Raw genomic sequence first — 24,661 nt, 5'->3', positions numbered from 1 at the left:
GCTTCGTTCGGGCCTAAACTTTTGGCAACGTTACAGGACTGGTCCGCCCGCAAGGGGAATCGGAAGGCCGGTCACGCCTCGCAGCTATGCGATTTTAGGATAGTTTTGGAGGGCTGGACGGGTTACGCGAAGACATAAGTCTTCAAATTCTCGGGAGGATAACAATGAACGAAGCACCCCGCATCCGGCCGGAACGGAACGTCGAACTCGGCGCCAGCAACGAGCTGTTCCAGAATCTGCACGAATTCGTCCGGAAAGCGCGGGCCAACCTCAACCAGAACGCCTGGGACTACATCGTCGGCGCCGCCGAGACCGAAACCACGATGCGCCGCAACCGCATGGCGCTGGACGAGATTGCCTTTCGCCCGCGTGTGCTGCGCGACGTCCGCAAGGTGGACGGCTCGGTTCAGCAGTTCGGCCGCAAGATGCGCCTGCCGGTGGTGCTCGCCCCCGTCGGCGCGCTCGAGATCTTCGATCCCGATGGCGCGGCGAGCGTCGCGCGCGGTGCCGGCGCCTTCGGTGCAGCGCACATGCTGAGCTCGGTGTCCGAACCGGGCCTGGAGAAGACCGCCGAGATGGCTCCCGATGCGCTCCGTCTCTATCAGCTCTATGTCCGCGGCGATGACGCCTTCGTCGCCGATGTCGTCAGCCGAAGCGAGAAGAACGGTTACGCCGCGTTCTGCCTGACCGTCGACACCGCCCATTACAGCCGCCGCGAACGTGACATCGCCAAGCGCTACGTTCGCGAGAGCCGCCTGCGCGCCACGGGCGGCGATTTCCAGAAGGGCCTGGAATGGCGGACCGTGAAGATGATCAAGGACAAGTTCAAGATCCCGCTGATCCTGAAGGGCATCGCCACCGCCGAAGACGCGCTGATCGCGGTGGATCACGGCGTCGAATGGATCTATGTCTCCAACCATGGCGGACGCCAGCTCGACCATGGCCGCGGTGCCATGCATGTGTTGCCCGAGATCGTCGAGGCCGTGAAGGGGCGCGCCAAGATCATGGTCGACGGCGGCATTTGTCGCGGCACCGACATCGTCAAGGCGATCGCGGCAGGCGCAGACCTCGTCGGCATCGGCCGGCTGCAATGCTGGGCGCTGGCGGCGGCCGGCGAAGCCGGCATCACACGGATGCTGGAGCTCCTGGAGGACGAGGTGCTGCGCTGCCTCGGACTCTTGGGGGCCACTTCGTTTGCCGAGGTCGACAAAACCTGCCTGCATCCGGCGACCGCCACCAACGCGCCGAGTGTGTTCAGCGCATTCCCGCTGTTCGATCACGAGCCTTATCGATACTGACTTGCCGCTCTTGCCGATACCGAGTGAAAGGACGCAGGTGACATCGCTCTCCCCCGGCAGCGCGGATGCGCTTCTGTTCGATCTCGGGCGCGTGGTGCTCGACATCGACTTCTCCAAGGCGATCGCCTGCTGGGCGGGGCATGCCGGCTGCCAGCCTGAGTCCATCGTCGCGCGCTATGTGCGTGACGAGGCCTACCGGCTGCACGAGGTCGGCAAGATCAGCGACGAGGATTATTTCGCCTCCCTACGCGCTTCGCTCGGAATCGGCATTTCGGATGCGCAGTTCCTGGAGGGCTGGAACGCGATCTTCGCTGGCGAGATGCCCGATATAGCCGAGTTGTTGCCGCGCGCGGCGAGGCAGATGCCGCTCTACGCCTTCTCCAACACCAACCGGCCGCATGTCGATCATTTCTCGAAGGAATATGCCGATCTGCTCGGCCATTTCCGTGAACTGTATTTGTCGTCCAGCATCGGCCTGCGCAAACCGGATGCGGAGGCTTTCGACCATGTCGTCGCGGCGATCGGCGTGCCGGCTGAGCGCATCGTGTTCTTCGACGATCTCGCCGAGAACATTGAGGGCGCGCGGGCGCGCGGCTTGACTGCGGTCCATGTGACCTCGCCCCGAGACGTGGGGAATGCCTTGAAGGCATTGGGCATCTGAGACAATCCGATGCCGCGAGGCCGCTCCGAAATCACTGCCGGCCGGAACTAATTTTGAAGAAACTTAGGAACCCGATCACTTTGTGCATTTTTATACAGAGTTCCCGGAACGGACTACCGTCTTCCGGACTCTACTGTCCGTTGGGACTTCTACGGACGGACGCATCATCGTGTTGGGCAAAACCTACCTTACCAAGCAGGCCTCTCTCCTTCTTGAGTTCGCCAGGACAACTTCAGACTCGGAGCTTTCCGCCAAGCTGGTGAGCAAGGCCGCCGACCTGAAATCCCAGGCCGATCCGCTGCCCGACAAGGATCAGGGGCCGAAGGCGCCAGACGTAAGTCCCGGGCAGGCAGGGCGCTGAGTCAGGTTCTTCGGAACCTGCCGCGACTCTTGGTCTGCCTTCCAGAAGAATATGAAGCGGCGGGATGAAGTGTGCCCGCTCAGCTGTTTTTGCCTCCGCGCCCGCGCGCGGCTAGAAGACCTGCGGAACATTCGCCCGACCGTGCCGAGCAGGAGTTTTCGCCGTGGCCCTCATGCCGGTTTCTGACGCGCTTGCCGCGGTGCTGGCGGGCGCAGAGCCGCTGCCTGAACAGATGGCTTCCCTCGACGAGGCCTACCATCGCGTGCTCGCGCGCGACGTCGCCTCGCGGCGCACGCAGCCGCCGGAAGCGATGTCGGCGATGGACGGCTATGCCGTACGCACCGCCGATGCGGCAACGATCGAATCCCGGCTGACCGTCATCGGCGAGGTCGCAGCGGGCCGTCCTTTCGCAGGAACGGTCGGCGCCCGAGAAGCCGTACGGATCTTCACCGGCGGCGTCATTCCCGATGGCGCCGACGCGGTCGTGATCCAGGAGGACACCGTCGCGGACGGCAAGTGCGTCACGATCAAGGAAGCGGCGATCGCCGGACGGCACATCCGCCGGGCGGGCGTCGACTTCCGTGAGGGCGATGTCCTCTTGCGCAAGGGAACCCGTCTGACAGAGCGCGATCTCGCGCTCGCGGCCGGAATGAATCACCCGCATCTTGCCGTCTGCCGCCGGCCGAAGGTCGCGATCCTCGCCACCGGCGACGAGCTGGTGATGCCGGGCACCACGCCCGAACACGGCCAGATCGTCTATTCCAACGGCTACGCCCTGCACGCGCTCGCCCGCAGCGAGGGCGCCGAGACCATCGACCTCGGTGTTGCCGCCGATACGCTGGAGGCGACCTCCGCCGGCATCCGCCGGGCCCGCGAGAGCGGTGCCGATATCCTGATCACGACCGGCGGCGCGTCGGTCGGCGACCACGATCTGGTCCAGCAGGCGCTCCGCGACGAAGGCGTCTCGATGACGTTCTGGAAGATCGCTATCCGGCCCGGCAAGCCGATGATGCACGGACGGCTCGGCGCGATGCGCGTGATCGGCCTGCCCGGCAATCCGGTGTCCTCCTATGTGTGCGCCTTCCTGTTCATGGTGCCGCTGATTCGCGCGCTGTCGGGCCGTTCAGTGATTCATCATCGTCGCGAGCACGCCGTGCTGGGCCGTGATCTCGGCGCCAACGACCAGCGCGAGGACTATCTGCGCGCGCGCCTGGAGCTGCGTGACGACGGCACGCTCCTCGCCATTCCCGTCAGCCATCAGGACTCCTCTCTGCTTGCGAATCTTGCTGCAGCACAGGTACTTCTCGTGCGCGCGCCGTTCGCGCCGAAGGCCGAGGCCGGCAGCCCTTGCGAAGTGGTGCGCCTCCCCGCTTGAGCTGCACGGCCACACGCATTCCGCGAGCTCGGCTCTGTTCACGGTAAATTAAGCAGTTGCGGAACATGTATCGAACATATAGTGTCCGTTCATGATTTGTTTCGAGGATGTAGCGGCTTATCGCTGAATTCATCGTCTCGGAATCGAACGCATCAACCGGGGGACTTTGGTCGAGATGTTAACGCGCAAACAATACGAGCTTCTGCGGTTCATCAGCGAACGTTTGAAGGAAAGCGGCGTGCCGCCGTCCTTCGACGAGATGAAGGATGCGCTCGACCTGCGCTCGAAGTCAGGCATCCACCGCCTGATCACAGCGCTCGAGGAGCGCGGCTTCATCCGCCGCCTGCCCAACCGCGCCCGCGCCATCGAGGTGATCAAGCTGCCGGAGCTTCAGGCTGCTGCGGGCAGCCGACGCGGCTTCACGCCGAGCGTCATCGAAGGCAATCTCGGCAAGATCCGCGCGAGCTCCAGCCCGTCCGCGGACGAGGGCGAGCGGCCCGTGGCAGTGCCCGTGATGGGCCGCATCGCGGCCGGCACGCCGATCGAGGCGTTGCAGACCCGCAGCCATACCATCAGCGTGCCGCCTGATATGCTCGGCTCCGGCGAGCACTACGCACTCGAAGTGCGCGGCGATTCCATGGTCGAGGCCGGTATCCTCGACGGCGACATGGCGCTGATCCAGCGCAACGAGAGCGCCGATACCGGTGACATCGTGGTGGCGTTGATCGACGACGAAGAGGCCACGCTCAAGCGCTTCCGCCGCCGCGGCGCCTCGATCGCACTCGAGCCCGCCAACGCCGCTTACGAGGTGCGCATCCTGCCGCCGAACCGCGTGAAGATTCAGGGCAAGCTGATCGGGCTTTACCGGAAGTACTGATTCCGGAAGGCCTCGACACGAAATATTCGATACGAAAGTATTCGGTACGGAAGAATTCGGCGCCCTCGCGTGCGCCTTCGATCGGCATCGCCGATCAGAGATTGGAGCGGATGATCGTCCGCTTCGGCTGGATAGTCTTCTGGTGCTGCACAGATTATCCGGCTCCCTCCTCGACGGTTACACCTCGGCAGGCCTCGGCTAGCAGCATCGCGTCGCGGCCTTTCGGGTTCGAGGAGACAGCCAAGCGCCAGATCGTTTGAGTGCGGCGCGACAGCGCCGGTCATTGACGTGCGTGCGCCGAATACGCGCGAGCCGGCTTTGTTCCTACCGAATTCGGGAAAGATAATGTGATCGCGTCTTGCGGATCGCAGCCGCAGATTTGCCTACAACCAAGCAGAGCGTTGCATGTTTCCACTCTGATAGAGGCTTGCGCCTCCGAGGGAGGCGCGGGTTGCTATCTTCGCATGAGGAGCACCCGATGTGTGACTACAGCCTGCATGCCGTTGCATCGCGCCCCGCGGAAGTCGGCGAGACGATCGTCACGACAAGCTTCCGCGGCACCTCGACGCGTGGGTTTGCTTCAGCGGCCGACCCCACCGTTGCGGTCTGCCTGCTTCCGGGAACGGAGCTCGCCTTCGCCGACGACGTCCGTTACGACAACCGCTGGATCTGGACGCGCACCGTCAATTCGCGCGTCGGCAAGTTCGGCAAGATCGATCCGCACATTCCTGATCGCCATCATGACGCGGTCGAATTCCCTGATGGCAAATACGTGCTGGTGACGCAGCTCGTCGAAGGCCAGCGCGCAACCGTGCTGCAACTGCCGGTGACCCAGCCGGTCAGCGAGCGCGAGCACAAGCCGCAGATCATCGCCGACAGCCGGCCGACCGTCACGCGTCTGCCGATCGGTTGACCTCACCCGATTGACAGGTCGAGGCCAGGATTGAGATGCCATCGCCGGCCGAGGCCGGCGAGCGCGGCGGTTTGTGTTCTCATGAAAATCGATCCGCCGGCCCGCCGCAGCACATCCTCGCCGCGCGAAGTTTAAGCCGCCGTGCCTGAATTTTGAACGTCCGCTCCGCAGTCGTGCTGGCCTCGTATCTGTAAATCAACGCGTCAATCGTCGGCCTGGAGGTCGGTCTCGGACGGCGTTGCGTCGCGGCTGCGTGGAGCCGTCTTCGGCGCAAGGCTGCCGTCGAAATCACCTTCGCCGGCACCGGCCGGCAACCACGGGCGGTTCGTGCCTCTCGCCCTCACCGCCTGAACCGAAAAACCGTCGCCACGCCGTGTCAGAGCCAGCGCACCCTGGCGAACGAGCCGCTGCCGATCCACCACCATTGCCGCGCAATCGGGCGGCGCAGGCCGTGACGTCACCACCAGCGTGGCCCGGCTGCAATCGTCCGCCAAGGCGTCGATGCGCGAGGCGAGCGCGACCAGCCGCCCGTCGGCGAGCTGCGTCACGCAGCCGGACTCGTCGCACGACACGCCCGCGGCCAGTGCGTGACTGCCGGCATCGCGCGGATCGGCGTCGGCCGACAGCCACTCCTTCAGCACGAAATTGTCCTTGCCCGCCCTGATCAGGTGCAAGCGCCCGTCCGCGCCCCGCACCGCGACGCTCGCGCCGTCCCCTGCAATCAGGATATCGGGTTGCCGCACCGAGAGCCCCCAGGCGATGGAAGCCAGCAGCACCACGGCACCGCACCAGCGCAGAGGCGTGCGCAACAGGCCCATCAGGACGATACCGAGGCTCGCAGCGATCAGAGGCGCGATACCGAACGCCGGGATGCGGCCAACCGCGCCGGGCAATGCCGCCACCCAGCGCGACACCGCGACCATCCAGTCGATGCCGATCCCCATCAGCCACCAGAACACGCCATCGAGCCCGAAAGGTGCCGCGAGCAGTCCCAACAGGCCCGCCGGCATCACCAGCGCCGAGACCACCGGCATCGCGCCGAGATTGGCGAGCACGCCGTAGGGCGTGACGCGGTGGAAGTGGAAGGCGGCATAGGGCGTGGTCGCAAGCCCCGCGATCAGCGAGGCCAGGAACAGCATCGCGATCTCGCGTCCGCCCCACAGCGCGACGCGCGCGGTCGCCGAATGATCGGGCGAGGCGAACAGGTTCGGCATGCCGATCTGCACCAGCGCCACAAGCCCCAGCGTTGCCGCGAACGACATCTGAAAGCTCGGATGCACCAGCGCCTCCGGCGCCACCGCGAGCACGATCATCGCTGCCACGGCCAGCGTGCGAAAGGTGATGGCGCGGCGATCGACCATCACCGCGATCAGCACCACCGCGGTCATGAAGAACGATCGTTGCGTTGCGACCTCCGCTCCCGAAAGCAGCAGATAGAACGCGGCCGCAACCAGCGCGGCGGCGGCGGACCATTTTTTGATGGGGAAGCCGACCGCCAGGCCCGGGATCAAGGCAAGCAGCGCGCGCACCGCGAAGAAGACGACGCCCGCAACCACCGCCATGTGGTAGCCGGAGATCGAGAGAACGTGTCCGAGTCCCGAGACGAACATGGCGTCGTTGACGGGCGTGGAAATCGCATCGCGCCGCCCGGTGAGCAGCGCTGTCGCGATCGCACGGTTGTCGCCCTCGAGCGTGGCGCGGATGCGGGCGTCGATCGCATCGCGCAGGCCCTGCATGAAGGCGGCATAGCGCAGCCGCAGGCCGCCGGCATCGGGCGGGATCGAAGCCGTGATCGCGCCCATCACGAAACCGGAGGCGCCGATGCCCTGAAAGAACATATCGCGCGAAAAATCGTAGCTGCCAGGGCGTACCGGCGAGAGCGGCGGCATCAACCGCGCCTTGAGCTGCACGAAGCTGCCGACCTCGGGCGCAGTGCCCTTGCGCACGGAGAGGCGGACGCGTTCCAGCTTGACCTCGCTGCGTTGTGCTTCCATGGCGGTGACGCGCAGCACGAAGCGGTCGGTGCGCTCGCGGATGTCGCGGGTCTCGACGAAGCCCGACAGCGACACCGAATAGAGCGGCTTGGCCAGCACGGGGTGAGCGATCCGCGCCGTCTTCCAGGTCGCCACGGCAAAGCCCGAGACGACCGCCGCAATCATGATCGCCGGGGCGAACAGCCGGCTCCGCCGCAACAGGATCGCGCCGAGCAGAAGTGCGGCCGCCGTCGTCGCGACAACCCACAGCACCGGCTCACGATCGGCGGCAAAATACAGCGCGATGCCGCCGCCGAAGGCGACAGGCATCCACGGCAACAGCCGCCCGGGACCGGCCTCGGCGCGGGCCCACTCGCGCAGCCTTTCGGCGATCGCGGGCCAGATGCCAAAGCCCGCCGGCACGAGACCGCCGGCAGGCGTGGCGCGCCCGACGGGCCAGGTCCCCGCGATACCTTGGGACCGTAGTGGTCGGCCCGGCTCCGCCATTCCCCTGCATCCTACGCTACGCGACGGGTGAAGAGGCTACTGGAACGTGCAGAGGGCAGAATAGGGTACGGATCAGGAACGGGCTCGGAGAAGCCCTACTTTTCCTCTTCCATGGTCACGGCCACCGAGGCCTTGGCCGAGAGGCGGACCTTGTTGCCCTCGACGTCGGCGACGAGGCCCTTGTCGATGAAGTGATGATGGCCCTTGTGGCTGCCCTCGCCGCTGTCCTTCTTGGTCAGCTTGATGCGGTTGCCCTCGACCTTGTCGACGGTGCCGATGTGAACGCCGTCGGCGCCGATCACTTCCATATGCTCTGCGATGTTCTGCATGGTGGGTTCCTTGTTGGACCCACTCCAACGCGCAGGACGCAGGTTCGTTCTCTCACGAGAATGACGAAGCCGTGCCCTCCGCGCGTCAGATCAGCGGCGCCTGCGACGAGGCGTGGTGATTGACGATCTTCCAGTCGCCGTCCTCTCGGATGATGACCCAGCTCATCTTGACGACGAGATCGTCCCGCTCGCCCGCAAGATCAAATGAGATGGTCGCGCCCATATTGATCAGATCAGGACCGGCCTGCGCTGCGTTCACCTCGGAAAACACCGCGCGCGGCTTGCGCCAGCGCGGCAGGCCGCTGAAATAGTCGGCGACGCCGTCCCTGCCCCGATAGAGCTTTGGGTTGGAGCCGAAGAAGAACGCATTGTTCGAATACAGCGACGACAGTGCGGCCGCATCGAGGCTCGCGAAGCCGGCGCACCATTTTGCGATGATGGTGGAAACGATGGCGTCGGCTTCTCTGCTCATGCGCGCTTCAACCCTTCGCCTCAGCCTTTGGCGACTTCTTTCGCGAACGTGTCGCGCAGGCCGATGGTGCGCGAGAACACCGGCTTGCCGGATGTCGAGTCCTTGTCGCGCACGAAGTAACCCTGCCGCTCGAACTGCATAGGTTCAGTCGAATTGCTCTCCGCAACCGATGCCTCGACCCGCGCGTGCGCGAGAATTTCCAGCGACTGCGGATTGAGATCGGCCGCAAAGTTCGAGGCGTCCGGGCTGGGATTGGAGAACAGCTGGTTGTAAATGCGGATCTCCGCGGGCACGGACGTCGCGGCCGGCAGCCAGTGCATGGTCGCCTTGACCTTGCGGCCGTCGGGCGCGTTGCCGCCCTTGGTCGCCGGATCATAGGTGCAGCGCAGCTCTACCACCTCGCCCTTGTCATTCTTGATCACGCCGGTGCACTTGATGAAATAGGCGTAGCGCAGCCGCACCTCGTTGCCCGGGGAGAGGCGGAAGAACTTCTTCGGTGGGTTCTCCATGAAGTCGTCCTGCTCGATATAGAGCTCGCGGCCGAACGTGATTTTCCGCGTGCCCGCGCTGGGATCATCCGGGTGGTTGATCGCCTCGAGCTCCTCGGTCTGCCCTTCCGGATAGTTCTCGATCACCACCTTGAGCGGCCGCAGCACGCCCATGCGCCGCTGCGACGTGCGGTTCAGCTCCTCGCGGATGCAGAATTCAAGCATACCGACGTCGACCACGCTGTTGGCCTTGGCAACGCCGATGCGCTTGACGAATTCACGCAACGCTGCCGGCGGCACGCCGCGGCGACGCATGCCGGCCATGGTCGGCATCCTCGGATCGTCCCAGCCTGCGACATGGCCGTCGCGGACGAGCTGGGTCAGCACGCGCTTTGACAGCAGCGTGTAGGTCAGGTTCAGCCGCGCGAATTCGTACTGGTGCGGCTGTGACGGCACCGGCAGCTTCTCGATGAACCAGTCGTAGAGCGGCCGGTGGTCCTCGAACTCCAGCGTGCAGATCGAATGCGTGATGCCCTCGATCGCATCGGACTGGCCGTGCGCATAATCGTAGCTCGGATAGATGCTCCATTTGGTGCCGGTGCGCGGATGGTGCGCGTGCAGGATGCGGTACAGCACGGGATCGCGCAAATTGATGTTGCCCGCGGCCATGTCGATCTTGGCCCGCAGCACGCGCGCGCCGTTGGGGAATTCACCGGCCTTCATGCGCCGGAACAGGCCGAGGTTTTCGTCCACACTGCGGTCGCGGAACGGCGAGTTCTTGCCCGGCTCGGTCAGCGTGCCGCGGGAGGTGCGGATTTCCTCCTGGGTCTGGTCGTCGACATAGGCGAGCCCGTCGCGGATCAGCTGCTCCGCCCATTCGTACAGGCGCTCGAAATAGTCGGAGGCGAAGAACAGGTTCTTGCCCCAGTCGAAGCCGAGCCAACGCACGTCGGCCTGGATGGAATCGATATATTCCTGCTCTTCCTTGACGGGATTGGTGTCGTCGAAGCGTAAGTGGCAGCGGCCCGGAAACTCCTGGGCGATGCCGAAATTGAGTGCGATCGACTTGGCGTGGCCGATATGCAAATAGCCGTTCGGCTCCGGCGGGAACCGGGTCACGATCTCCCTGTATTTGCCCTGATCGAGGTCGGCCTGGATGATGTCACGAATGAAATCGCGCCCAACCTCAGTCGCCACCGGTTCTGTCATTACGAAAATCCTGTCGGGAAATCAGCGGCCCTTCTGCCAAATTCGGGAGGCTGAGCCAAGGGCTTAGCGATCCGCCGCCGGGCTTTAGTTATGCTCCGGTCCTGTTATATACCACCGCCTCGAATGCATAGGCCCCGCCAAGAATGACCGATCCTATCGTCACCCGCTTTGCCCCCTCGCCGACCGGCTTCCTCCACATCGGCGGCGCCCGCACGGCGCTGTTCAACTGGCTTTATGCCAAGAAGCATGGCGGCAAGATGCTGCTCCGGATCGAGGACACCGACCGGGAGCGCTCCACGGAGGCCGCGATCGGCGCCATCCTCGACGGCTTGAAGTGGCTCGAGCTCGATTGGGACGGCGAGGTCATCTACCAGTTCAGCCGCGCCGCGCGCCACCGCGAGGTCGCCGAACAGTTGCTTGCCGGGGGCAAGGCCTATCGCTGCTACGCGACCGCAGAGGAGCTCACCGCGATGCGCGAGAAGGCGCGTGCGGAAGGGCGCACCCGCCTCTATGATGGCATGTGGCGCGACCGCGATCCCGCGACGGCCCCGTCCAACGTCAAACCGACGATCCGCCTGCGTGCGCCGCAGACCGGCGAGACCGTGATCGAGGATCAGGTCCAGGGCCGCGTGGTCTGGCAGAACGAGAACCTGGACGACCTCGTCCTGCTGCGCGGCGATGGCAACCCGACCTACATGCTCGCCGTGGTGGTCGACGACCACGACATGGGCGTCACCCATGTGATCCGCGGCGACGACCATCTGATCAACGCGGCACGCCAGAAGCAGATCTACGATGCGATGGGCTGGACCCTGCCGAGCATGTCCCACATTCCCCTGATCCACGGCCCGGACGGCTCAAAGCTGTCCAAGCGGCACGGGGCGCTGGGCGTCGACGCCTACCGCGCCATGGGATATTTGCCGGCCGCGCTCCGCAATTACCTCGTCCGGCTCGGCTGGAGCCATGGCGACCAGGAGATTTTCTCGACCGAGGAGATGATCGCAGCCTTCGACCTCGCCAGCGTCGGCCGCGCCGCTGCCCGCTTCGATTTTGCCAAGCTGGAAAATCTCAACGGCCATTACATCCGCCACGCCGACGATCAATCACTCGTGAAGTTGTTCGAGGACGTGCTCGACCATCTCGTCCCCAGCCGCGACGAGCTTAAGGCCAAGTTGAACGACACCACACGGGCGCAGCTCGTGAAGGCCATGCCGGCCCTGAAGGAGCGCGCCAAGACGCTGATCGAGCTGATCGACAGCGCCTATTTCATCTTCGCTGACCGGCCGCTGGAGCTCGATCCGAAGGCGGCAGCGCTGCTGACGCCGGAAAACCGCAAGCTGATCGGTCAGCTTCATTCCGCGCTGGAGAAAGTCGGGGATTGGAGCGGCGCCGCCACGGAAGCCGCGCTGCGCGCCTTTGCCGAGGAAAATAGTCTCAAGCTCGGCGCGGTCGCCCAGCCGCTGCGGGCGGCACTGACCGGACGGACGACGTCGCCCGGTATATTCGAGGTTTTGGACGTCCTGGGACGCCAGGAAAGCCTCGCCCGGCTCAAGGACCAGGCTACGACGTAAGTCGACCATGCGTGCGGCGATCTTGCAGCGCACACAGCAATAATATACCCATCTTCCCGTACCTTCTGGAACATCCGGCCTGCCCCGTCATCTCGTGAAAGGGGCCTCCGGCTCCGGTCCGTTTCACCATACATCGGGGACCTCTGATGGACGCAAAACCGAGCAATAAGACCGCTACACTGACGGTCGGAAACAAGAACTACGATCTCCCGATCCATAGCGGCAGCGTCGGGCCTGATGTCATCGATATCGGCAAGCTCTACGGCCAGTCCGGCCTGTTCACCTATGATCCCGGCTTCACCTCCACCGCGAGCTGTCAGTCCAAGATCACCTATATCGACGGCGACGCGGGCGTGCTGGAATACCGCGGCTACCCGATCGAGCAGCTGGCCGAAAACGGCGACTTCCTCGAGACCTGTTATCTCCTGCTCTACGGCAACCTGCCGACCGCCGCGCAGAAGAAGGATTTCGACGACCGCGTGATCCATCACACGATGGTGCACGAGCAGATGGCCCGCTTCTTCCAGGGCTTCCGCCGCGACGCCCATCCGATGGCGGTGATGGTGGCCTCGGTCGGCGCGCTCGCCGCGTTCTATCACGACAGCACCGACATCAACGATCCGAAGCAGCGCATGATCGCTTCCATGCGCATGATCGCGAAGATCCCGACGCTGGCGGCGATGGCCTACAAGTACACGGTCGGCCAGCCCTTCGTTTATCCGAAGAACTCGCTCACGTTCTCCGAGAACTTCCTCAACATGTGCTTCGCCGTGCCGTGCGAGGATTACAAGATCAACCCGGTGCTGGCCGACGCGCTGGACAAGATCTTCATCCTGCATGCCGATCACGAGCAGAACGCTTCGACCTCGACGGTGCGCATCGCCGGCTCTTCCGGCGCCAACCCGTTCGCCTGCATCGCCGCCGGCATCGCCTGCCTGTGGGGCCCTGCCCATGGCGGCGCCAACGAAGCCGCGCTCGCGATGCTCGCCGAGATCGGCTCCGTGGACAAGATCCCGGAATTCATCGCCAAGGTGAAGGACAAGAACTCCGAAGTCCGCCTGATGGGCTTCGGTCACCGCGTCTACAAGAACTACGATCCGCGCGCCAAGATCATGCAGAAGATGTGTCACGCCGTGCTCAAGGAGACCGGCCATGGCGACGATCCGATGCTGAAGGTGGCGCTCGAGCTCGAGAAGATCGCGCTCAGCGACCAGTACTTCATCGACCGCAAGCTCTACCCGAACGTCGACTTCTATTCGGGCATCACGTTGAAGGCGATGGGCTTCCCGGTCTCGATGTTCACCGTGCTGTTCGCGGTCGCCCGCACCGTCGGCTGGATCAGCCAGTGGAGCGAGATGATCGAGGACCCGCAGCAGAAGATCGGCCGTCCGCGCCAGCTCTACACCGGCGTCACCCGCCGCGACTACGTCGCGATGAAGGACCGCAAGTAAGATTGGCCTCAGGGCTTTCAGAACGGCGCCATCGCAAGATGGCGCCGTTCTTGTTTGCGCGCAAAGACCGATCGTACCGCTCGCCGCTTGCTGCCACGCACAACAACAAGTCGATGCGTCGCGCCCGCAAACGCTTGACAGTCGAAACGCTCCGCGCGCATTCTTACACTAAGTAAGAATGACGACAGGGACGGAAATGCCGGAGCAGCCGAGAAGTCGGCGGCAGACGCGCGCTGCCATTTTGACCCATCTGCTTCAGTCGGGCGGCTCGTTTCGCCCGCCGCTGGCCAAGGCCGTGCGCCTGTCGGAAGCGAGCCTGTCGCGCATCCTGTTCGACCTGAAGGCCGAGGGCCTGATCGAGGAAGTGCGGCGCCCTGCCCCTTACGTCGGCGGCCCGACCGGTCTCGTGTCGCTCGATGGCTCGGTCGCCCTCGCAGCCTTCGAGCTGACGGCTCAGCATCTCAGCGCCGGCGTCGGCGGCCTGTCGGGCGAGTTGCACTACACCGAGCGTGTGCCGCTGCCGAAGACGCCCACCGTCGAGACGGTCGGCCGGGCGTTTCGCCAAGCGATGACATTGCTGCGCGACTGGACGCGGCGCCGCCGGATCACGCTTTCCCAGATCGGCGTCTCCATTCCCGGCCTCGGCCGTCTCAGCAAGTCGGCCAATCCGATCATTCCCTGCGACGTCGCGCGTATCAGCGACATGTTCGGCGAGATGTTCGCCGACGTGCCGCTTGAATTCACCAATTCGGTCGTCGCACACGCCACCTTTCACCGCTGCCGCACGGAAAACTATCCGTTCAGCGACACCCATCTGTTCGTCTTCGTCAGCCAGGGCGTTGCCGGCGCCTGGATGGACGATCCAACCGAGGCCGACGCCCTCCAGCCGGTCGAGCTCGGCCATATGGTGTTCGGTCCCGAGGGGCCACCTTGCCGCTGCGGCCACCATGGCTGCGTCGAGGCGTACACGTCGCTTCCTGCGCTGGCGGAGCTTCTCGGCATTGCCGAAGCCGACTTGCTCCAGCTCGGCAGCGAATGGGTGAACACGATCCCGCTCGCCTCGCGCGTGCGCCAGGAGCTGCGCCGGCGCTTGTTCCGGCTTGGCCTTGCCATCGGCAATACGTTGAACGTGAAGCCGTGCGGCGGCGTCGCGATCAGCGGCTGGCCGTCGCTTCTCGCCGACGAAGACCGCAACGCCGTGATCGAAGGCCTGGACGCCTGTCTGCTGGGCGGTCGAAAATTGGCGCAGGTGTCCCTCGCCTTCGTGCCGCCGTCGACCGGCAACGATCCGCAGGCTGCGCTCGCCTTCGCCGCCTTCCGTCTCGCCGGCCGCGGCGGCATGGCCGCGGCATCGACGGAGGCGGCCTGACATGCGCTGAGCCTGCACGGCCCACACACGCCGAGATTTCACACCGGGAGGAACTGCCATGCCGATCACCACAACAAGGCGCCGTCTGCTCGCTGGATCCGTTGCCACGCTCGCACTGCCGGCATTTGCGCGCGCGCAAGGCGCGGTCAAGCCGCGCCTGACCGTGATCTCGCAATGGTCCGCCGGCAGTGATGGCGCGGCCATCACGGCGCTCGGCAAGAAGTTCGAGGAGAAGGGCGGCGTCTGGCAGCATTCGCCCGTCCCCGGCTTCACCACTGAGATGATGAACAAGCTGCGGGCTCAGATCATGGCCGGCGATCCGCCGGCCTGTTCGCAGCTCAAGGGCCCCGAGATTGCGGCCTGGTCGAAGATTGCCCCGACCGTCGATCTCGATGCTCTCGTCGCTGCCGCTGGTTACGAAAAGGTCGTCGCGCCAGACCTTGCGAAATTGCACAAGCCGGGCGGCAAGTGGATTGCATTGCCCTTGCAGATCTACAGCACCAACATGCTGTTCCTCTCCAAACGCGCAATGGACAAGGCCAAGGCCGACAAGATCCCCGTCACATGGGCTGACTTCAACGACCTCGCCGAAAAGATGAAAGCAGGCGGTGTCGCCTTTCCGATTGCCAATGGCGGGACCCGCCCGGACGACGGGCAAAAATTCGAGGCCGCCCTGGCCGGCATCAGTCCTCTCGCTTACCGCGCCGCCATGATGAATCTCGAGAAGAAGGCCCTGGAAGGTCCGGAAATCAAGGCTGCGTTCGCGCAGGTGCGCAAGATTGCCGACTGGATGGACCCCAACGTCGGCGCCCAGCACTTTTCGACCAATTTGAAGCGCTTCATCGACGGCGACATGGGCATGATGATCATGGGCGGCTGGGCGCAAGGCGTATTGCGCAACGCCGGTTTCAAGTTCGAGGACTTCATCATCGCCCCGGGCCCGAGCGACAACAGCAAGCCGGTCTTCCTGCTGAATGCCGATGCCTTCATCTTCTGGCAGCGCAAGGAGGCGGACCTGCAAGCCGGCCAGACGCTGATGGCGCAGCTCGTCATGGATCCGGCGATCCAGACCATGTACTCGCAGATCACGGGGTCGATCCCGGTACGCACCGATGTCGATCTGTCCGGCGAAGGCTGGTCCGAGGGGCAACGAACGACCGCAAAGGCCCTGAAGGACGCCATCGCCAGCAATCAGGCCGTCCTCAGCATGGCGCACAATATGGCGCAGGAAAACGGCATGACGGCCGCGATGATCGACGTGATCACGGAGTACGTGAAGAACAAGACGATCAAGCCCGAGCAGGCGGCCGCGCGCCTCGCCGAGGCCGTCGAGAGCTCACGTTGAGCAATGCCACTGCGATGAAAGCAGGCCGGCCGGCGTTTCCCGAATGGGTGCGCCGGCTGCCCGAATATCTGATGATCTGGGTGCCGCTGCTGCTGTCCGCCGCGCATCTCGTCTCGTTCTCGCTGTGGACGATCTGGATCTCGTTCACACCGTCCACGCTCGTTCCTGTTACGGGCTGGGTGGGCTTGCGCAACTACTCGGCGGTCGGGGCATCGCGGAACTGGCAGATAGCTCTCGACAATCTGCTGCTGTTTGGCATCTCCTTCGTGGTGTTGAGCGCGGCGACCGGCCTCGTGCTTGCGATCCTGCTCGATCAGCGCATTCGCGGCGAAAACGTGCTGCGATCCGTCTTCCTCTATCCCCTCGCGGTGTCCTTCGTGGTCACCGGCACGGTCTGGAGCTGGCTGCTCAACCCTGGCCTTGGAATCCAGAAGCTCGTCCACGATCTCGGCTGGACCTCCTTCAAGTTCGACTGGCTGATCGACCGCGACATGGCGATCTGGACCATTGTCGTCGCCGCGATCTGGCAATCCTCCGGCTTTGCCATGGCACTGTTCCTTGCTGGCCTTCGGTCCGTCGATGCCGACATCATCAAGGCCGCGCAGATCGACGGCGCGGGACCGATCCGGATGTACCGGCGCATCATTCTGCCGTCGCTTTGGCCGATCACCATCACCGTTGTCGTGATCCAGCTGCAGTTCGCGATCTCGACGTTCGATCTTGTCCGCGCGCTTACCAATGGCGGGCCGGGTATTGCGACCCAGCTGCCGGCCCTCGTCGTCTACGACCTGATGTTCCAGCGCAGCCTGCTCGGCCGGGGGGCCGCGGCGGCAGTCCTCATGTTGCTCATTCTTCTCGCGGTCCTGCTGCCCTATGCAGCGTGGCGGTATGTCCGGCGGCGGCGGTCGAGCCATGCGTGAGCGAACCTTCGCACCAAGCCGGGTTTTGATCTACCTCATCGTCTTGCTGGTGGCTGCCGCATGGCTCGCGCCATTGGTCGTTGTCGTACTGAACTCGCTCCGCACCAACGAGGAGATCGCGCAGGGGTCGATGATCGGCTGGCCGCAACATCTGGCCTGGAGCAATTACGCCGCGGCCTGGAGCGGCTTCTGTGTCGCCGAGACCTGCGCCGGCATCCGGCCATACATGCTGAACTCCGCGCTGGTCACGATTCCCGCGACGATCTTCTCGACCTTGCTCGGTGCGGTCGCGGGTTACGCGGTGTCGCTCTGGCGTTTTCGCGGCGATACCTGGATCTACGGAATCGTCACCCTTGGCCTTTTCCTTCCCCAGCAGATGCGCTTGCTGCCCTGGACCATCGTGCTGCGGGACATTGGACTCATCAACACGCTGGCGGGCCTCGTGCTGATTCATACGATCCAGGGGCTGTCCTTCACCACGCTGTTCTGCCGAAACTACTATGTCGCCATTCCCCATGACTTGATCAGGGCCGCGCGTATCGATGGCGCCGGGTTCTTTCGCATCTTCTGGCGCATCGTCCTGCCGCTCTCGCCTCCCATCCTGATCGTCACCGTGATTTGGCAGTTCACGCATATCTGGAACGAATTTCTCTATGGCGTGACGTTCACGAGCGGCCAGCAGCAGCCCGTCACCGCCGCTCTCATCGCGCTATCTGCCGCAGTCGCAGACATCCCGCAGCATGGCGTTCAGAGCGCCGCGGTGATCATCGCGGCGCTCCCCACTTTGTTGATTTATGTCCTTGGCGGCAGGTACTTCGTGCGAGGCCTCACCGCCGGGGCCGTGAAATGATGAGGCCGCCATGGCAGCACTGAGCATTCGCGCCCTGTCGAAGCGCTACGCCAATCTGGAGGTGCTGAAGGGCATCGATCTCGACATCGAAAGCGGCGAGTTCACCGTGCTGGTCGGGCCATCCGGATGCGGCAAGTCCACGCTGCTCAACATCGTTGCCGGGCTCGATCAGCCGAGCGCGGGGACAGTCGAGATCGGCGGGCGCGTGGTCAATGACGTCGCGCCCAAGGATCGCGACATCGCCATGGTGTTCCAGTCCTACGCGCTCTATCCCTCGATGACGGTGCGCCAGAACATCACCTTCGGCATGGAATGCCGTGCTGTAGCCCGGGCCGAGCAGGAGAAGGCGGTCGCGAACGTGGCGAAGCTGCTCCAGATCGAGCCGCTGCTCGGCCGCAAGCCGTCGCAATTGTCCGGCGGCCAGCGTCAGCGCGTGGCGATGGGGCGCGCGCTGGTGCGCGATCCCCTGCTCTTCCTGTTCGACGAACCGCTCTCCAACCTCGATGCCAAGCTACGCTTGGAGATGCGGATGGAGATCAAGCGCCTGCACCAGCGCATTGGCGCAACCATCGTCTATGTCACCCACGACCAGATCGAGGCGATGACGATGGCAACGCGGATCGCCGTGATGCATCGCGGCGTGGTGCAGCAGTTCGCCGATCCCGACACGGTGTATCGCTACCCCGCCAACCTGTTCGTGGCGCGCTTCATGGGATCGCCGCCGATGAACACGATGCCGGCGCGGCTCGAGGCAGATAGCGACGGGCCGATGGTCGTGATCGGGGCAGGACGATCGGACGAGTTTCGCCTTCGTCTGCAAGGATACGATGCGGCCGCCCCCTATCTCGGCCGCGAGGTGGTGTTCGGGATCAGGCCGGAATGCATCGCCGAGGGGGACCGCGCGTTCTCCGGCGCCGCAAGCGCGCCGGTTGTCGTCACCGCGCCGGTCGAGATGGTGGAGCCCACTGGTGCCGAGACCATCGTCTTGCTCCGGCTCGGTGGCGAGCCGGCGCAGGCACGTCTCTCGCCGGACGTCCGCCCCACGCCCGGCACCTCTGCCCCCTTCGCGCTCGATACGCGCCGCATTTGCCTGTTCGACCCCGAAACGGAGCGACTGATCGCATGACAAAGACGAGCTATGCCGGCCTCGCGGACCGCGTGGTGCTGATCACCGGTGGCGCCAGCGGTATCGGTGCCGCCTTCGTGCGCGCCTTTGCTGCACAAGGCGCCCGCGTCGGGTTCCTCGACATCGACCAGGCGGCCGGCCAGGCGCTGGCCGCGGAAGTCGCGGCCTCGGGCGGGACCGCACCACTGTTCGTGCCCTGCGATCTCCTGGACATCGATGCCTTGCGCTCAGCCATTGTGCAGGTCCAGCGATCGCTCGGCGACGCCGCGGTGCTGGTCAACAATGCCGCCAACGACCAGCGCCAGATACTGGCCGAGGTCACACCCGCCGAGTTCGACTGGATGATCGGGGTCAATTTCAAGCACGTCTTCTTTGCCGCGCAAGCGGTGGTGCCGCAGATGCAAGCACGCGGCGGCGGCTCGATCATCAACATGTCGTCGATCGCCTGGATGCGCGGTGCACCGGCCCTGCCGGTCTACGCCGGGGCCAAGGCCGCGATCGTCGGCTTCACCAACTCGCTGGCCCGTTCGGTCGGTCCCGACCGCATCCGCGTCAACGCGATCGCGCCGGGCATGGTCGTTACCGAGCGGCAGCGCCGGCTCTGGTATCCGGACGAGCAGGTCATCGCCGAGATGCGCTCGCGCCAGGCGGTTCCGGATGCGGTCACGCCCGAGGACATCGCCAACATGGCGCTGTTCCTCGCCTCCGACGAAAGCCAGCGTATCACCAGCCAGTGTTTTCGGGTCGACGCTGGTCTCGGCTAGAGCACGATCCGAGTTGCTGTTCGTAGAGGTCCGCTCTGTCGCCGATAGCAGCCATGCTCTCGTACCTCACCCAGGTGCGAGTTGGGCCACAACCGGACCCATGCAACGCAGCAATCAGGTTCTATTCGATCACTTCGTCGGCCTGCGCCAGCAGCGCAGGCGGCACCTTGATACCAAGGTGCTTCGCAGTTTTCAGGTACCAGTGAGCGGCGCTGGATCTCCGCATACAGGCGCTCGGCGCGGCGCCTGACAGGAAATCCCACAAACGTCGCGATAGCCAGTGCGTCCGCCTGAACCTCACGGCGGATGCATTCGTACATCGCATGATGAAGTGGTCGGGTAGTCCCTCAAAATCATTCATCATAATCCTAGTGATGCAGGTTTTTTAGGCCCTGGAGATCGCCGGCTTCTGGGCAATAGGGGATAGAAGCCGGCGATCCCTTCGGGCGCCTGCTTCGGCACCGGGCACATACTATCGGAGTGTCTGGTGCTAGCAATTCGAAACGCACTCCCTTCAAGCCAGCCGAAACGGCCGTAGCAGTCGCGTTGAGAGTAAAAACTCTTTCGGGACGTGCGACGCGCGGACGCCGCGCACCGTGTCTTGCTTTTTGATGGTTAACAGTGAACTTCGTTTACCTGAAACCAAAAAAGTGAGTGCGATCGGCCTCCGCAGCAATTTCGGAAGAAGCCCACATTAAGCGTTTCTCGCTTTACTCCCGGCTAAAACCGCTGGGGAGCGACCATGAAATTTCATCAAGATGATCGAGGGAACGTATCCTTCCTGTTTGCAATCTGCCTTGTGCCGCTGCTGGTCCTTATCGGCATGGCAATCGACTACACCCGAGCGGTCAACGCGCGGACGGCGATGCAAACTGCCCTCGATAACGCCGCGCTGATGGCGATGAAGGATTCGATCGGGCTAACTCCTTCCGAGATTACCGCTAAGGCTAAGTCCTATTTCCAGGGGCTTTTCACACGCAAGGACGTTGGAAGCCTCGTAGTAACAGCCGATTACGTGCCGGACACAGGCAAAGGCGCATCAGTCAAGCTCGGTGCGACGGGGCAGATTCCGACGGACTTCATGAAGATTGCTGGGTTCCCCACGATGAACCTTGGCGTCGATTCCACAGCATCCTGGGGCAATACGCGCCTTCGCGTGGCCCTTGCGCTGGATGGGACCGGATCGATGGCGCAGCACGGCAAGCTGCCCGCAATGCAGAAGGCCGCCAAGAGCCTCATCGACCAGTTAAGTGCGAATTCGAAGACGCCTGAAGATCTCTATATCTCCGTGGTGCCCTTCTCCACCCATATCAACACCGCATCAAATTATCAGAAGGGCTGGCTGGATTGGACCGAGTGGGAAGAGGCCAACGGAACCTGCAGCAAGGGCGGCAAAACGAGGACCAAATGCATCGGTAACGGTGGCACTTGGACCGCGGCCGATCACGCCAGCTGGAACGGCTGCATCACCGATCGTGACGAGCCCTACGATGTCGACAAAACTCCACCCACTAACATGGCGACCAGCTTCCAGCCTGAGCAGTTCAACCAGTGTCCTGTTGAGCTGATGCCGCTCTCAACAGACTGGAGCAAGCTCAAGGCCCGCATCGACACGATAAAATCAGGCGGGCCCACCAACCAGCCGGTTGGTATGGCCTGGGCATGGCTGTCGTTGATGCCAGGCGATCCGCTCAACGCGCCTGCGCAGACAAGCGGCTACAACTACAAGAACATCATCATCGTGCTCAGTGACGGTTTGAACACGAAGAACAAAAAGGCAGGCAATGGCTCTGACCACTCCACCTACGTAGACGGCCGCCAGCGCTTGCTCTGTGACAACATCCGCAAGGACAAGGTCATCGTTTATTCGATACAGGTTAATACCGACAAAGATCCGGAATCCGACGTACTGAAGTACTGCGCGACCACACCTGGCAACTTCTTCATGCTGACCTCTGCGGATCAGATTTTGTCGGCCTTCGACCAGATTGTGGCCTCGCTTTCCAAGCTCCGGCTGGCCAGGTGATGATCGTGGAAGACCAAGTTCAGGTTCGCTGTACCCGGTGCAAAAACGTCTTTCGTGAACGGGCACCCCGCTTGCAGGATGGCTTCTCGCGTCAGTGTCCTTCGTGCGAAACTGTCATTTGCTTCAATGAGGCGGCTGCCGACCCGAACATCAGAAGGGGTTACGAGAGGCGCGAGCGGTGAAAAAGAGGATGAGGGCGCTGGAGCATGAACTTCTCGAACGCAGCGCGGCGTCGAGCTTGCCGCGACGGTTTTCTGGAAGGGGAGCGGCCGTTACGACGACGATGTGGTTTAATGACCCACGTCGCGCTGGGCTTCCGTTCACGGCCCGCCTTAAGCTTTAAGACGAGGATGATCAAACCTAACAAGGTTAAGCCGCCAGCGAGCAACAGAAGGATCATCTCGAGCACGATTGATGCTCCCGCTGAGCTTTGTCCACTCAGCGGACGACGGCTGCGGCACCGTCCTTGCTCGGGACCAGCCAATCGACCGAAAGCAGGCACACTTCAGTGACAAGCGCTTCGGCCGAGGCGGTCGAGATGCCGGCGCGCTGGAACCGGAGGATTTTCTTGCGCTGCCTGCTGATCTGCGAGCGCATATGCTCGATCTCCGGGCGGAGGACCGCGACCTATTCCCCTGGCTGTCCAGCTACGTCTGCTTTCGACAAAGTAGCGATTAACAAGGCCACGCTCCGCCATGTCGCCTAAGGACCACTACCGGACCTTGCTCATTTTACAGATCAGCGAAGGGGCATCGAAAAGGTGAAGCGAGTTTCTTCACTTGTTGAGCTTACGTCCAGAGTACCGTCATGTGCCTTCGCTATCTGCGCCGCAATGTGAAGACCCAAGCCAAGACCTTGGCGACTGGCTCGGACCTCGCCTCGGAAGAATGGCTCGAATAGCCTGCCCATGGCGGCCTCAGGTATGGGTTCGCCGCTGTTGGCGACTGACAGTCTGAACAGCCCATCTTCCGTCGCGGCGCGCACGCGAACCGGCTCATTGGACGCGCCATGGCTGAGCGCGTTCCCGACGAGGTTGGACACCAATTGCCCTATTCTGCTCCTGTCGCAATCGACGGGAACATCGATCGCATATTCGGCTTCGATGCGGCGACCGGGCGAAGACAGCCGCAGCTCATCGATCACCTGGTGCAACACAGGTTCGAGCGGTCTGCGGGAATTGCGATCAAGCGTGATACCTCCACCGAGACGGCCCCGCGCGAAATCGAGCACGTTATCGATCAGCCCGGCCATCCGCAGAACGGTCGTCTCCAGCATTGCGATGACCTGGTGCTCTTTGTCGCTCTTTGCATCGCGACCGAGGATGCGGGCCCCGGCACTTATCGAAGCCAGAGGATTTCGGAGGTCGTGGCCGAGCACGGCAATGAACTGCTCGCGCAACTCCGAAGTCTCGCGTTCGCTTTCCAGATTGGTTTTTGCGACGTCGCGCGCTTGCAGAAGCTCATGCTCGTAGCGTCGTCTATCCGTGGCCTTGATCAACGCCAGCCGGGTGAACAGTGCCCCGCCGGCGGCGTCCCGCCCTTCGCGCGCGTTCGCAATCATCTGGAGCGGCCCGCCCGCCGCCGTGACCATGTCGATCGCAAACTCGTCGTAGAAGCCCTGCATCCGCAGCAGCGGTGCAATGTGGGTTTCAAAATAGATGCGACCTGCCATGTTGAGAAAGTCGCTGAACCGTTTGCCTACCATGTGCTCGGCGGTGTGGCCGATCCAGCCGAGAAGCGTCTTGTTCACGCGCTCGATGCGCCCGTTAGGCAGCAGAGTGATGTACGCGCACGGAGCGTTCTCGAACATGTCTTCGAAATCGTCGATCCGCGGATCAGTCACCGAATGCCTCAGACAAAAGTTCGCATGGCCGCGACAACTTCGTCGGGCGCGCTGAGATTGGGGCAATGGCCCGTAGCCTTGAGGAAGACGATCTCGCTGTTCCGGATTGTGCGATTGACGAATTCGCCAACAGGTCTCGACGCGATAATGTCATCGCTGCACTGAAGGATCAGCGTCGGAACATCGAGTTTAGCGAGGTCCGCGCGGTTGTCGGACATGAACGTGACCCGGGCGAATGCCTTGGCGATGTCCGGATCAGTTCGGCAGAAACTGTTGGTCAATTCCTGGCCAAGCTCGGGCCGATCGGGATTGCCCATGATCGCGGGTGCCATCTGGACCGACCAGCCCATGTGATTGGAGTCCAAGAACTGAAGAAGTTCACCGATTTGTCCTTCGGTGAAGCCGCCAAAATAATCGCCGTCGTCGACGTACCGCGGCGAAGGACCAATCATCACGAGCTTGCCGAACATGCCCGGCGCCTTCTGCGCCGCCAGCGCGCCGATCATACTGCTGACCGAATGTCCGACGAATACCGCATCCGCCAGACCAAGCTCGCGTCCGATCTCGACGACATCGTCGGCATAGCCCGCCAATGACGAATATTTCTCCTTGTCGTAGGCTTTCAGGTCAGAACCGCCCGCCCCGACGTGGTCGAAACACACCGTCTTGAACTCGCTCACGAAGGCAGGCTCCACGAAACGCCACATGTTCTGGTCACAGCCGAAGCCATGGGCAAAAACCATACTCTGCCCGCCCGTTCCGCGAACATGGACGTTGTTTCGTTCGATTGCGCCCATCAGCTCTCCCCCCGGAACTTGCCTCCGGTGTGTCAAATCCTAACACTGATACGCTGTCGGGTGCCAGTTACCGATTGGCGGGAGGCCCCCTCATTAGAACACGAGCGGGCGTGACGGAGTGATCCCACAACTGACTG

22 protein-coding genes are annotated in these 24,661 nt (G+C 63.3%); 15 read left to right on the top strand and 7 right to left on the bottom strand.

Annotated features, from left to right (window positions below):
- Nucleotides 1-164: 164 nt before the first annotated feature.
- The 6 genes from IVB28_RS14580 (at nucleotide 165) to IVB28_RS14555 (ending at nucleotide 5,485) form a co-directional block, all read left to right on the top strand.
- Nucleotides 165-1,298: an alpha-hydroxy acid oxidase gene (locus IVB28_RS14580; protein ID WP_247527096.1), complete on the top strand. Its 1,134-nt coding sequence runs from the start codon at nucleotides 165-167 to the stop codon at nucleotides 1,296-1,298.
- 37 nt (nucleotides 1,299-1,335) lie between these two features.
- On the top strand, nucleotides 1,336-1,959 hold the full coding sequence (locus tag IVB28_RS14575) for an HAD family phosphatase (protein WP_247527095.1): 624 nt from the start codon (nucleotides 1,336-1,338) through the stop codon (nucleotides 1,957-1,959).
- 169 nt (nucleotides 1,960-2,128) lie between these two features.
- Nucleotides 2,129-2,320, top strand: a complete 192-nt coding sequence (locus IVB28_RS14570) for a hypothetical protein (protein ID WP_247527094.1) — start codon at nucleotides 2,129-2,131, stop codon at nucleotides 2,318-2,320.
- Nucleotides 2,321-2,483: 163 nt separating this feature from the next.
- A complete protein-coding gene (glp, locus tag IVB28_RS14565) occupies nucleotides 2,484-3,695 on the top strand; it encodes a gephyrin-like molybdotransferase Glp (RefSeq protein ID WP_247527093.1) in 1,212 nt (403 codons plus the stop codon).
- A 175-nt stretch (nucleotides 3,696-3,870) separates the two neighbouring features.
- The gene (lexA, locus tag IVB28_RS14560; protein WP_094890533.1) at nucleotides 3,871-4,572 is read left to right on the top strand and encodes a transcriptional repressor LexA; all 702 of its coding nucleotides are present in this window, start codon (nucleotides 3,871-3,873) and stop codon (nucleotides 4,570-4,572) included.
- Between the two features lie 478 nt (nucleotides 4,573-5,050).
- On the top strand, nucleotides 5,051-5,485 hold the full coding sequence (locus IVB28_RS14555; protein WP_247527092.1) for a hypothetical protein: 435 nt from the start codon (nucleotides 5,051-5,053) through the stop codon (nucleotides 5,483-5,485).
- Between the two features lie 203 nt (nucleotides 5,486-5,688).
- Here IVB28_RS14555 and IVB28_RS14550 read toward each other — a convergent pair whose 3' ends face one another.
- The 4 genes from IVB28_RS14550 to IVB28_RS14535 form a co-directional block, all read right to left on the bottom strand.
- Nucleotides 5,689-7,965: a ComEC/Rec2 family competence protein gene (locus tag IVB28_RS14550; RefSeq protein ID WP_247527091.1), complete on the bottom strand. Its 2,277-nt coding sequence runs from the start codon at nucleotides 7,963-7,965 to the stop codon at nucleotides 5,689-5,691.
- A gap of 95 nt (nucleotides 7,966-8,060) precedes the next feature.
- A complete protein-coding gene (locus IVB28_RS14545) occupies nucleotides 8,061-8,294 on the bottom strand; it encodes a DUF2171 domain-containing protein (RefSeq protein ID WP_194407912.1) in 234 nt (77 codons plus the stop codon).
- An 85-nt stretch (nucleotides 8,295-8,379) separates the two neighbouring features.
- Nucleotides 8,380-8,766 (bottom strand): nuclear transport factor 2 family protein, encoded by a 387-nt coding sequence (locus IVB28_RS14540; RefSeq protein ID WP_247527089.1) that lies wholly within the window; start codon nucleotides 8,764-8,766, stop codon nucleotides 8,380-8,382.
- Between the two features lie 20 nt (nucleotides 8,767-8,786).
- Complete coding sequence (locus IVB28_RS14535; protein WP_247527087.1) at nucleotides 8,787-10,463, bottom strand: glutamine--tRNA ligase/YqeY domain fusion protein; 1,677 nt, start codon at nucleotides 10,461-10,463, stop codon at nucleotides 8,787-8,789.
- Between the two features lie 143 nt (nucleotides 10,464-10,606).
- Here IVB28_RS14535 and gltX point away from each other — a divergent pair, with 143 nt between their 5' ends.
- The 9 genes from gltX to IVB28_RS14490 all read left to right on the top strand — a co-directional run bounded on the left by gltX (nucleotide 10,607) and on the right by IVB28_RS14490 (nucleotide 21,885).
- Entirely contained in the window at nucleotides 10,607-12,034 is a 1,428-nt protein-coding gene (gene gltX, locus IVB28_RS14530) for a glutamate--tRNA ligase (protein ID WP_247527086.1), read from the top strand.
- A 146-nt stretch (nucleotides 12,035-12,180) separates the two neighbouring features.
- A complete protein-coding gene (gene gltA, locus IVB28_RS14525; RefSeq protein WP_247527085.1) occupies nucleotides 12,181-13,485 on the top strand; it encodes a citrate synthase in 1,305 nt (434 codons plus the stop codon).
- Nucleotides 13,486-13,681: 196 nt separating this feature from the next.
- The gene (locus IVB28_RS14520; protein ID WP_247528545.1) at nucleotides 13,682-14,854 is read left to right on the top strand and encodes an ROK family transcriptional regulator; all 1,173 of its coding nucleotides are present in this window, start codon (nucleotides 13,682-13,684) and stop codon (nucleotides 14,852-14,854) included.
- 58 nt (nucleotides 14,855-14,912) lie between these two features.
- Nucleotides 14,913-16,199, top strand: coding sequence for an ABC transporter substrate-binding protein (locus IVB28_RS14515; protein ID WP_247527084.1), 1,287 nt, complete (start codon nucleotides 14,913-14,915; stop codon nucleotides 16,197-16,199).
- Between the two features lie 14 nt (nucleotides 16,200-16,213).
- Nucleotides 16,214-17,119, top strand: a complete 906-nt coding sequence (locus IVB28_RS14510; protein ID WP_247528543.1) for a sugar ABC transporter permease — start codon at nucleotides 16,214-16,216, stop codon at nucleotides 17,117-17,119.
- Entirely contained in the window at nucleotides 17,112-17,969 is an 858-nt protein-coding gene (locus IVB28_RS14505) for a carbohydrate ABC transporter permease (RefSeq protein ID WP_247528542.1), read from the top strand. The genes IVB28_RS14510 and IVB28_RS14505 overlap by 8 nt, the downstream gene beginning before the upstream one ends.
- A gap of 10 nt (nucleotides 17,970-17,979) precedes the next feature.
- Nucleotides 17,980-19,095, top strand: a complete 1,116-nt coding sequence (ugpC, locus tag IVB28_RS14500; RefSeq protein ID WP_247527083.1) for a sn-glycerol-3-phosphate ABC transporter ATP-binding protein UgpC — start codon at nucleotides 17,980-17,982, stop codon at nucleotides 19,093-19,095.
- Entirely contained in the window at nucleotides 19,092-19,859 is a 768-nt protein-coding gene (locus IVB28_RS14495; protein WP_247527082.1) for an SDR family oxidoreductase, read from the top strand. The genes ugpC and IVB28_RS14495 overlap by 4 nt, the downstream gene beginning before the upstream one ends.
- 742 nt (nucleotides 19,860-20,601) lie before the next feature.
- Nucleotides 20,602-21,885, top strand: coding sequence for a pilus assembly protein TadG-related protein (locus tag IVB28_RS14490; RefSeq protein WP_247527081.1), 1,284 nt, complete (start codon nucleotides 20,602-20,604; stop codon nucleotides 21,883-21,885).
- Between the two features lie 438 nt (nucleotides 21,886-22,323).
- Here the strand turns inward: IVB28_RS14490 and IVB28_RS14485 are convergent, their stop codons facing one another.
- From IVB28_RS14485 to IVB28_RS14475, 3 genes are all read right to left on the bottom strand, one after another.
- Nucleotides 22,324-22,482, bottom strand: coding sequence for a hypothetical protein (locus tag IVB28_RS14485; protein ID WP_247527080.1), 159 nt, complete (start codon nucleotides 22,480-22,482; stop codon nucleotides 22,324-22,326).
- Nucleotides 22,483-22,623: 141 nt separating this feature from the next.
- Complete coding sequence (locus IVB28_RS14480; RefSeq protein ID WP_247528541.1) at nucleotides 22,624-23,694, bottom strand: HAMP domain-containing sensor histidine kinase; 1,071 nt, start codon at nucleotides 23,692-23,694, stop codon at nucleotides 22,624-22,626.
- 41 nt (nucleotides 23,695-23,735) lie between these two features.
- The gene (locus IVB28_RS14475; protein ID WP_247527079.1) at nucleotides 23,736-24,524 is read right to left on the bottom strand and encodes an alpha/beta hydrolase; all 789 of its coding nucleotides are present in this window, start codon (nucleotides 24,522-24,524) and stop codon (nucleotides 23,736-23,738) included.
- Nucleotides 24,525-24,661: the final 137 nt, after the last annotated feature.

Source organism: Bradyrhizobium sp. 199 (assembly GCF_023073355.1).
Classification (GTDB): Bacteria; Pseudomonadota; Alphaproteobacteria; order Rhizobiales; family Xanthobacteraceae; genus Bradyrhizobium.
This window is presented reverse-complemented; position numbering and strand designations above follow the sequence as displayed.